Here is a 9,286-nt window from a genome sequence, read left to right as displayed (position 1 = left end):
TTTTATAAGCTCCGAAACCTTAAAAAATAAAGGAGAAATTAGAATGTCTATTATTAAATATAAGGCTAAAAAGTCTAAATCAGGGTATCTTTATAAGGTCAGAATCTACAGGGTGATTGATGGCAAACGTAAAGACTTCTTTAAAGGCGGTTTTAAGAGCCGTAGAGAAGCTAGACAGTATGAAGCTATGATTTACCACAAAAAAGCGTCAGGAGACCTCTCAGAACTTCTGAGAGTCTCTGAGAGACGTTTTGATGAAGTTTTTGAGGAATGGTTCAAAACTTATCAAAACACAGTAGAGAGGACGACAAGCGTCCGTACAGATGATTTGTTTAGAATTCATATCTTGCCAGTTCTTGGAAAGGTGAAAATTTCCAAAATTACTCCTTGGCAATGTCAGGACTTTATTACCGAAAAAGGTCAGACTTTTAGGAATATCAAACAGGTCAAATCTTACACTAGTCAAGTGTTTGATTTTGCTTTGAAAATGAAATTGATTACAGACAACCCAATGAAACAAGTGATACTCCCAAAAAGAGAGCGGAAGAAGTCAGATAACTTCTTTAGCGTTGAGGAGTTGCATGAGTTTTTAGCCATTATTAAGGCAGAAGAGCCTTATAAAAACTATGCCTTATTTCGTTTGTTGGCCTATAGTGGTTTAAGGAAAGGGGAGCTGTATTCTTTGAGGTGGTCTGACATCGATTTTGACAATCAATTACTTTCTATCAGCAAAAACCTAGGTAGAATCAAGGGGAAAGCCGTTGAGAAAAGCACCAAAAACAAGTTTTCAATACGGCAAATTCCTTTAGATACTGAGACAGTCTCGATTTTGAAAGAGTGGAAACAAAAGAGCAGAAAAGAAAAGGGGCAACTGTCAGTTACCCCATTGATTGATAGTGATTACATGTTTACGTTTGTTGGCCGAGATGGAAAGATAGAGCCTTTATATCAGGACTATATCAATAGTGTTCTAAAGCGCATTATTAGGAAACATGACTTGAAGAAGATAACTCCTCATGGATTCAGACATACTCATGCTACCTTGATGATTGAAGTAGGGGTTGACCCTGTCAATGCGGCCAAAAGGTTAGGGCATGCAAGTAGTCAGATGACCTTGGATACTTATAGCCATTCTACAGTAGCAGGAGAGAAGAAAGCTATCACAAAATTTGTAGATTATCTGGATAGTGCAAAAGGTTAGTTTTCCAAGACGGTACCAAAAACGGTACTAAAAACAAAAAAAAGCCAATTCCAACTTTTTGGAAAAGGCTTTGTATCAACGTTTTTAAGCAATAAATGCGGTTGATTATTTGAGACCGTATTTTTTGTTGAAACGATCCACACGTCCATCTGCTTGAGTGAACTTTTGACGTCCAGTGTAGAATGGGTGTGAGTCTGATGAAATTTCCACACGGATCAATGGGTAAGTTTCGCCTTCGAACTCAACAGTTTCGTTAGAGCGTTTTGTTGAACCGCTAAGGAATTTGTAACCAGTAGTTGTGTCCATGAAGACAACTGGGCGATATTCTGGATGGATATCTTTTTTCATTTTGCAATATTTCCTTTCTGCCATGGTCTCTTTGCGAGCCATAGATTGTTACCATACTAGTCTATCAGATTCTGAAAAGTTTGGCAAGTATTTTATTAGTTTTTAAGCAAGTTTTTTAACTTTTGATAGATGATTTCGTTTTCCTCTAAGCTATAGGAATTGGCACCACTTGCTAGAGGGTGGCCTCCTCCGTCGTGTTCTTTGGCAATTTCATTGATAGGGGTGATTTTACTGCGCATTCGCACACGGAAGTGACCATCAGCTTGTTCAACAAAGATAGCCCAAGCCTTAACAGTATCAATTCGGCCAGGTGCTCCGACAATTGCAGCTGTTTCAGCATCCGTAACCTTATATTTTTCCAAGATGTCTTGAGTAAGTAGAACGCGTGCAGCTCCATTCTCATCAACTTCTAAGTGATCATAAACATAACCTTGCAGTTTTGCAATCTTGAAGCTCATGGTATCCATTTGACGAGACAATCCAGCAAAGTCAAAATCAATTTCTCGGAGCTGGCCAGCTATTCTAAAGGTACGGGCACTAGTTGACGGGTAGAGAAAACGCCCTGTGTCCCCGACAATTCCTGCATAGAGAAGTCGTGCTGCTTCGCTAGACAAAGCCAGCTGATTTTCTTGAGCAAATAGGGCAATCATTTCACTGGCACTGCTTGAACTTGTATCTACCCAAGATAGGTCACCATAAATATCATCATTTGGATGGTGATCGATTTTGATAGTGAAAGCAGCTTGTTCGTAGCGTTTATCATCGATACGAGGACGATTCGCTGTATCACAAATAATAGCAAGAGCTCCTTGGTAGTCACTGTCTTGGACAGTATCCATTTCCGCCATCCAAGTTAGAGTTGGTTCGTTAAAACCGACGGCTTTGATGGTTTTTTCTGGAAAATGGTGTGTGAGAAGAGCTTTCAAACCTACCTGACTCCCTAAGGCATCTGGATCTGGTTTCATATGACGATGAATGATAATCGTGTCGTATTCTTTGATTTTCTCTAATATTTGCTGGCAAATTTCCATAATAACCTCAATTCTTTCTCATTTCATTGTAGCACAAGAATTTTTATTTTTAAAATGAAAAAGATATGATATAATGGAGAAAGATAAATTGAGGAGGACGATATGGCATTAGCAAAAATTGTATTTGCCAGTATGACCGGTAATACCGAAGAAATTGCAGATATTGTAGCAGACAAATTACGTGACTTGGGCTTGGATGTCGATGTGGATGAGTGTACGACTGTTGACGCTTCAGACTTCTTGGAGGCGGACATCGCAATCGTTGCGACTTATACTTACGGGGATGGAGAATTGCCTGATGAGATGATGGACTTCTACGAAGACCTAGCAGATCTCAACTTGAATGGCAAAATCTACGGAGTTGTCGGCTCAGGCGATACCTTCTATGACGAATTCTGTAAGGCTGTCGATGACTTTGATCGCGTTTTTGTAGCGACAGGAGCAGAAAAAGGTTCAGAGTGTGTTAAAGTGGACCTTTCTGCCGAAGATGAAGACATCGAACGCTTGGAACAATTCGCAGAAGAATTGGCTGCAAAAGTAGGATAAGAAGCAAACTGCGCTGACTGGAAGAAGTCAGTGCGTTTTTTATTAATTATTTTGGGATTTTACTAGCCTATTTAGAGGCTTTTTGATACAATAATTCAAATAAAGGAGGAGACTGTATGAACTTAGATATTATTCGGCAAGAAATTGATCAAATCGACGACCAAATCGTCAAGCTCCTAGAAGAACGGATGCATTTAGTTGAAGGGGTTGTCGCTTATAAAAAATCATCTGGTAAGCCAATCTTAGATTCTAAGAGAGAAGCGGTTATTTTTGAAAAGGTTAGAAATCGAGTGGAAGATAAGCGCTATCAGGAGATCATTGTAGCGACTTTTTCAGACATTCTCAAACATTCGCGTGATTATCAGGATAAGAATATCAAATGAAAAAAGGACAATTTTATCCGCTAGGAATTTTTCTGGCTGCCATGTTGGGAGGCCTTGTCCGCTATCTGGTTTCTACTTGGTTACCAGCCAGTCCAGACTTTCCTTTGGGTACCCTCCTTGTCAACTATCTGGGCGTTTTCTGCCTGATCTATCTGGTGAAAGGCTATCTGGTCTATAAGGGAACTAGTAAAGGCTTGGTTTTAGCGCTGGGGACGGGTTTTTGCGGAGGTTTAACAACCTTTTCTAGCCTGCTCTTGGATGCTGTGAAATTGCTCGATACTGGGCGTTATGTTAGTTTAGGCTTCTACCTACTTTTGAGTATTGGAGGAGGCCTGCTATTGGCTTATTGTCTAGGGAGGAAGAAATGGTAATCGTTTATCTTGCAATCGCCTGCGGGTTCGGAGCCCTGGTTCGTTATTTCTTTTCCCGCTATAATCAAGCTTCTAAATTGCCACTAGGAACTCTCATAGCCAATCTTCTAGGCTGTTTTTTGATTGGCCTACTCTACAATCATGTGGAGTCCAAGGAAGTCTATGCCATCCTAGCGACAGGTTTTTGTGGTGGGTTGACGACCTTTTCAACCTTGAATGACGAGCTGCAAAGACTGTTAAGCGATAAGAAGGTATTTTATAGCTATTTATTCTTAACCTACATAGGCGGTTTTCTAGCGATTTTTTTAGGAATTCTGCTATAAATTTCTTTACTTTTAGGTGGAAATTTGGTAAACTGTATCTTGTGTGTAATGGACGCACAAAAATACAGTTTATCCGCTGAGGAAGGTTCCTCAAGATTGACAAAGATAGGAGAAAAAAATGAATCCATTAATCCAAAGCTTGACTGAAGGTCAACTTCGTACAGATATCCCATCATTCCGTCCTGGTGACACTGTTCGTGTACACGCGAAAGTTGTCGAAGGAAACCGTGAACGTATCCAGATTTTTGAAGGTGTTGTTATTGCACGTAAAGGTGCTGGCATCTCAGAAAACTACACAGTTCGTAAAATCTCAAACGGTGTAGGTGTTGAGCGTATCTTCCCAATCCACACTCCACGTGTTGAAAAGATCGAAGTTGTTCGTTACGGTAAAGTACGTCGTGCGAAATTGTACTACTTGCGTGCACTTCAAGGTAAGGCAGCTCGTATCAAAGAAATCCGTCGTTAATTCGACTAAAAAACTCTGCTCATTCAGCAGAGTTTTTCTCTAGCTCCCTTAGTTCAATGGATATAACAACTCCCTCCTAAGGAGTAGTTGCAGGTTCGATTCCGGCAGGGGGCATATAAGCATAAGTTGTAACAAAACGATTAGCTATTGAATTGATAATAAATCAATATCAAGTTAAAACAGATAAAATCAGGCATTACTGATGATTCAAATGACTATAGTGAGGATGATAAATTTATTTTTAATTTGTTATTGAAAATTATCAATACATAAAATCTAAACGATTGTTTTAATCAATAGGTCACTTAAGTTTGAAGTGGAGGAACGATAATTATGAACAGCAATGAAGATGTTTTAGATTCAGTCATATTGCTAATAAAACTTATAATATTTCTATCTATTTTCTATTCCTATTTTAAAAATAGGAATAAGCTGAAAAATCCTTATTTTAGAAGTATTGATAAAATTTTAAGTAAGTATTATTCTGGATATTTTTTCAAGTTTTATGACTTAGAATACTATCCAGAGTTAAAATTGATATATGAAAATTTACTATATGAATTACACAATGAAGGAATATATGCGGAAACTTTAGAAGCATATATTAAAACTGAAGATAAAAAATCGTCTTATATAAAGAGCTTTATAGCTTTAATAATAGGTTTCTTTGGAGGTCAAGAATTAAAGAGTCTGATTGCCAATTTTAATAGCATTAGAGTTTATTTTAATTTCGATAATTTTAAAGAAATCGGTCAACTTTTAAGTAATTCTGCAGAACGAAATCAAGTGTTAACGATTTTAGCATCAGTTGTTCTTGTTATTATTTCTTTTTGTTGTTATATTTCTTGATAATCCCTATTTTATTAAAAAACACATTTTAAACAATCAAGGTAAACTTATAATAGAAGATGTTATATCTTATTATAGAAACAACGAATCTACATTAGAAAATTTGAACGTTGACAATTTAGTATTTGAAGATGAAAATATCTGTTTTTTAGATATAAGAATCATAAAAATAAAAAATTTATATACAATCCTTTTTCCTAAAAATCTTATGGAAAAACGGAGCAAACTTGAATGGAATATTCCAAATGTAACCAATAGGTTTGAGATTCCTAATATAATTTTTCGTGAAAAAAAGTTTACTTTTATTTTTAATAAAATCTCGGAAGGTTCTATGGTGCGTTTAAATGATATTGAATCTATTGATAACACTGCGGTATCAGAAAGTGATATTCAAAAGTTAAGTAAAATTTTTGAAATCCTATTTTTAGCTGCTGATATAGAATAGAGTAAACAAACTTATATAGAAAAAAACTTCAGGAAATAATGATATATAAAGATCATGACAACAAGTGGAGTACAATAATAAAAATAGTAAAAATAATTTTTATCATGTTAGTATTTTTATTTCTTTTATTTTTGGTAAGTCTTGCAGTGATATTCATTATTAGAGGTTTGTTATTCTATTTCGTTCTTTTTATATATTCTATTATGTTACTAGCTAATTATATAGTAAGAAAATTATTCAACTAATTTAAGTGTTTAACAGTTAAACTTTGAAATGATTTAGTATAAAATATTGGTCAGAGTATCTAATTAACTAACTTTAATGGGAATCGTAACCATTTTTCTAAATATTATTTGTTGACAATACTGTAACAAGAAGAAATCATATAGAGTAAAAAAGTAATTAATTTTAACAATGTATCACAATTTCTGAGACCAAAATTAAATTATTTTGCAAGAGATTTTCTAAGTGATTATTCTGTTCAATTAGATGCACTGTAAGCTGATGAGAGTTTTATATTTAAGTGGAGATTGAAAGGTGGTTTAGAAGTGTAGTTTTTGAATTTAATTTTAGTGGAGAGGGTGAATAAGCTATTAAGGAAGCAATACCTATTTTTGTACTTTCAATATTTAAGTAACTGTACAACAGCGATTCAATCTATTGATTTACTCTCATTGTGATGTGTTCGTACTAAAACCCGCTCTGCTGAGCGGGTTTTATCTATTCTTACCTTTTTACAATACCCACGTACGGATGGCATGGGCAACGCCAGATTCGTCATTTGTTTTGGTGATGTATTTGGCAATTTTTTTGAGTTCTGGATTTCCATTTTCCATAACAACGGGGTTGCCAACGACTTCCAGCATGGCACGGTCATTCTCTTCGTCACCAATCGCCATGGTTTCATCTTTGGTCAATCTGAGTTTTTCAGCTAGATGGGTAATAGCTGATCCCTTGTCTACATTCTTTTTAAGGAGTTCAAGGTAGAAAGGAGCAGATTTGTTGATGGAGTAGCGTTCGTAAAACTCTGCTGGTATCTTTTTAATCGCAGCATCGAGAATCTCAGGGTCATCGATGAACATACATTTGACGATTTTCTTGTCAGCCATTTCCTCAGGGGTGCGGTAGAAGATAGGCATGCTGACGAGGGTTGATTCGTGAACTGTGTATTTTCCGATATTGCGATTGGCTGTGTAGATACCGTCCTTAGTAATAGCGTGCATGTGGACACCGAGCTTGCGACTGAGGAATTCCATATCTAGATAATCCTCATAGGTCAAGGATTCGCTGATAATCTCATGGCCAGTAGCAGTCTCTTGGACAAGGGCACCGTTGAAGGTTACAACATAGTCTCCCTCATCTCTCAACTGCAAGTCGTCCAGAAGTTTGGCAACGCCTGCGATAGGGCGGCCCGTTGCAATGACGACCTTGACGCCAGCTTCTTTGGCATCTTGGATGGCAGAAAAGACTTCCGGAGTGATTTCTTTTTTACTGTTAACCAGGGTACCATCGATATCGACGGCGATTAGTTTAATACTCATAAATTTCCTCTATTCCTTCTTATTTGGGTTAAAATGATCGTTCTCAATCAAGTGTAAAAATTGCTGGGTAATGCTTGCGAAGATACTGTTTTGGTCCAACATTTCTTTTGGAAAATAGAAACGATTGTCTCCGTGGCGGCTGCCAGCAAGGGATTGGACGATAGGGGACAGGCTAGATAGTTCTGCCAGTTCACCATTTTTTTGTAAAATCTCAATCTGTGTCCTTGGATTTTCAGATTCGGGTCGATAGATATCATAAGGTAGGTCAAAGTTCTTATGAATAGCAGTATAGTAGTCTGGATCAAAACCGATATCTTCAACCAGTTGTCTCATGGTTGCGAGTTGGTCTTGGTCTTTTTCTGAAAAAGTAACGGATTTAAAGACCTTGCGGTTGACAAAGCGTTGCGACAAGTCGGCTAGTATCTTGTCAGGACTGGTCATCCAGAGTTGGAAGTAGGTATTCATCACGCCATCATCCAGAGCTAGATAGTCAGACAAGGTCACATTTTTTTCAAAGAAAGGAAGGAGGTGTGGGGAAGTTCGTGCAAAGAAGTCCTTGTCTTTAGGATAGAGTTCCTTGGCGCGTTTGAGGAGATTTTGTAGGAGAACTTCCATGGCACGTGTTGCTGGGTGGAAATAAACCTGCATATACATCTGGTAGCGACTGAGAACATAGTCTTCGATGGCGTGCATGCCGTTGCGCTGAAAGGCGATTCCGTTTTCGACTGGACGAATGACTCGGAGGATGCGAGTCAGGTCAAATTCACCATAAGATGCTCCTGTAAAATAGGAGTCGCGCAAGAGATAGTCCATACGGTCTGCATCGATCTGACTGGAAATGAGCTGTACGACCTGCTTGTTAGGGTAGGTATGGTCGATGACACTAGCCACCTTTTTGGGGAAATCAGGCGCTACTTGTAACAGAACTTGGTGAATCTCTGTCTCAGGACTTTGGATGATTTCCTGAGTAATGGCCTCATGATCTGTATCAAAGAGATGTTCAAAAGTATGCGAGTAGGCACCATGCCCAAGGTCATGAAGGAGCGCAGCGGTCATGGTCAAGAGAGACTCAGCAGGATCCCATTCTTCAGGATATTTTTCTTCAAAAATCTCTGTGATGCGTCGTGCAATCTCATAGACCCCCAAACAGTGGGAAAAGCGACTGTGCTCGCCACCATGGAAGGTATAGCTGGAAGTCCCTAGCTGTTTGATACGACGCAGACGTTGAAATTCTTTTGTATTGATCAAGTCGTATATGATCTGATTATTGACGTGGATATAGTTGTGAACTGGGTCACGGAATACTTTTTCGTTCATATGACCATTATAGCAAAAAGCTAGAGTTTTTGGTAAAATAGTAGGACAAGAGAGAAGAAAGAGGACCTGATGTGAAGATTCGAATGCGCAATACGATTCAGTTTGATGAACAGTTGGAAGTCATTGACCAGCTCTATGACGTGGAAGTGCGTGAAAAGGGCGATTATAGCTACCTGCTTTTCTACAATGAGGAAAAGGAAAAAGTGGTTCTCAAGTTTCATGAAGAAGAACTGGTGATGACCCGTTTTTCCAATCCGAAAACCATTATGCGTTTTCTAAAGGCTAGTGATAGTTTAGCCTATATTCCCACACCAATGGGGATGCAGGAGTTTATCATTCAAACGAGTCACTACAAACTGGATGGGCAAAAGATTGAGCTCGCCTATCAACTGCAAAACCAAGAGGGACACCACTTTGCAAGCTATCAATTAGAAATTACTTGGGGATAGGAAAAAGGTTGGCGGA

General features: G+C 38.1%; 13 protein-coding genes, 1 tRNA gene and 1 pseudogene. 11 read left to right on the top strand and 4 right to left on the bottom strand.

Features of this window, described 5'->3' with window-relative positions:
* The first annotated feature begins 43 nt into the window (after positions 1 to 43).
* Positions 44 to 1,201, top strand: coding sequence for a tyrosine-type recombinase/integrase (locus ACVX3R_RS05985; protein ID WP_084972173.1), 1,158 nt, complete (start codon positions 44 to 46; stop codon positions 1,199 to 1,201).
* Between the two features lie 105 nt (positions 1,202 to 1,306).
* Here the strand turns inward: ACVX3R_RS05985 and ACVX3R_RS05980 are convergent, their stop codons facing one another.
* Both ACVX3R_RS05980 and ACVX3R_RS05975 read right to left on the bottom strand, forming a co-directional pair.
* A complete protein-coding gene (locus tag ACVX3R_RS05980; protein ID WP_000710762.1) occupies positions 1,307 to 1,549 on the bottom strand; it encodes a type B 50S ribosomal protein L31 in 243 nt (80 codons plus the stop codon).
* A 95-nt stretch (positions 1,550 to 1,644) separates the two neighbouring features.
* Positions 1,645 to 2,580 (bottom strand): DHH family phosphoesterase, encoded by a 936-nt coding sequence (locus ACVX3R_RS05975; RefSeq protein WP_458794548.1) that lies wholly within the window; start codon positions 2,578 to 2,580, stop codon positions 1,645 to 1,647.
* Between the two features lie 102 nt (positions 2,581 to 2,682).
* On the opposite strand from ACVX3R_RS05975, the gene ACVX3R_RS05970 reads away from it, so the two are divergent.
* The 9 genes and pseudogenes from ACVX3R_RS05970 (at position 2,683) to ACVX3R_RS05930 (ending at position 5,963) form a co-directional block, all read left to right on the top strand.
* Positions 2,683 to 3,126 carry a flavodoxin gene (locus ACVX3R_RS05970; RefSeq protein ID WP_001162124.1) on the top strand — a complete coding sequence of 148 codons (444 nt, stop codon included), beginning with the start codon at positions 2,683 to 2,685 and terminating at the stop codon, positions 3,124 to 3,126.
* A 116-nt stretch (positions 3,127 to 3,242) separates the two neighbouring features.
* Positions 3,243 to 3,509 carry a chorismate mutase gene (locus tag ACVX3R_RS05965; protein ID WP_458794547.1) on the top strand — a complete coding sequence of 89 codons (267 nt, stop codon included), beginning with the start codon at positions 3,243 to 3,245 and terminating at the stop codon, positions 3,507 to 3,509.
* Positions 3,506 to 3,880: a fluoride efflux transporter CrcB gene (gene crcB, locus ACVX3R_RS05960; RefSeq protein WP_458794546.1), complete on the top strand. Its 375-nt coding sequence runs from the start codon at positions 3,506 to 3,508 to the stop codon at positions 3,878 to 3,880. Before ACVX3R_RS05965 ends, crcB (ACVX3R_RS05960) begins: the two co-directional genes overlap by 4 nt.
* Entirely contained in the window at positions 3,874 to 4,203 is a 330-nt protein-coding gene (gene crcB, locus ACVX3R_RS05955) for a fluoride efflux transporter CrcB (protein WP_125456954.1), read from the top strand. The genes crcB (ACVX3R_RS05960) and crcB (ACVX3R_RS05955) overlap by 7 nt, the downstream gene beginning before the upstream one ends.
* A gap of 118 nt (positions 4,204 to 4,321) precedes the next feature.
* Entirely contained in the window at positions 4,322 to 4,669 is a 348-nt protein-coding gene (rplS, locus tag ACVX3R_RS05950; RefSeq protein ID WP_001068669.1) for a 50S ribosomal protein L19, read from the top strand.
* Between the two features lie 42 nt (positions 4,670 to 4,711).
* Positions 4,712 to 4,783, top strand: a tRNA-Arg gene (locus tag ACVX3R_RS05945).
* A gap of 11 nt (positions 4,784 to 4,794) precedes the next feature.
* A pseudogene (locus ACVX3R_RS05940) lies at positions 4,795 to 4,949 on the top strand (type ISP restriction/modification enzyme); the annotation flags it as partial.
* 53 nt (positions 4,950 to 5,002) lie between these two features.
* On the top strand, positions 5,003 to 5,518 hold the full coding sequence (locus tag ACVX3R_RS05935) for a hypothetical protein (protein ID WP_458794545.1): 516 nt from the start codon (positions 5,003 to 5,005) through the stop codon (positions 5,516 to 5,518).
* Positions 5,484 to 5,963 (top strand): hypothetical protein, encoded by a 480-nt coding sequence (locus ACVX3R_RS05930; protein WP_458794544.1) that lies wholly within the window; start codon positions 5,484 to 5,486, stop codon positions 5,961 to 5,963. Before ACVX3R_RS05935 ends, ACVX3R_RS05930 begins: the two co-directional genes overlap by 35 nt.
* 734 nt (positions 5,964 to 6,697) lie before the next feature.
* On the opposite strand, the gene yidA is transcribed toward ACVX3R_RS05930, so the two are convergent.
* Positions 6,698 to 7,504: a sugar-phosphatase gene (yidA, locus tag ACVX3R_RS05925; protein WP_458794543.1), complete on the bottom strand. Its 807-nt coding sequence runs from the start codon at positions 7,502 to 7,504 to the stop codon at positions 6,698 to 6,700.
* 9 nt (positions 7,505 to 7,513) lie between these two features.
* Positions 7,514 to 8,821 carry an HD domain-containing protein gene (locus ACVX3R_RS05920; protein ID WP_458794542.1) on the bottom strand — a complete coding sequence of 436 codons (1,308 nt, stop codon included), beginning with the start codon at positions 8,819 to 8,821 and terminating at the stop codon, positions 7,514 to 7,516.
* 71 nt (positions 8,822 to 8,892) lie between these two features.
* Here ACVX3R_RS05920 and ACVX3R_RS05915 point away from each other — a divergent pair, with 71 nt between their 5' ends.
* Entirely contained in the window at positions 8,893 to 9,270 is a 378-nt protein-coding gene (locus tag ACVX3R_RS05915) for a YwiB family protein (protein WP_458794541.1), read from the top strand.
* Positions 9,271 to 9,286: the final 16 nt, after the last annotated feature.

This window comes from Streptococcus sp. 517s (assembly GCF_054445985.1).
The sequence above is the reverse complement of the archived record's forward strand: the minus strand, read 5'-3'. Positions and strand labels throughout refer to the sequence as shown.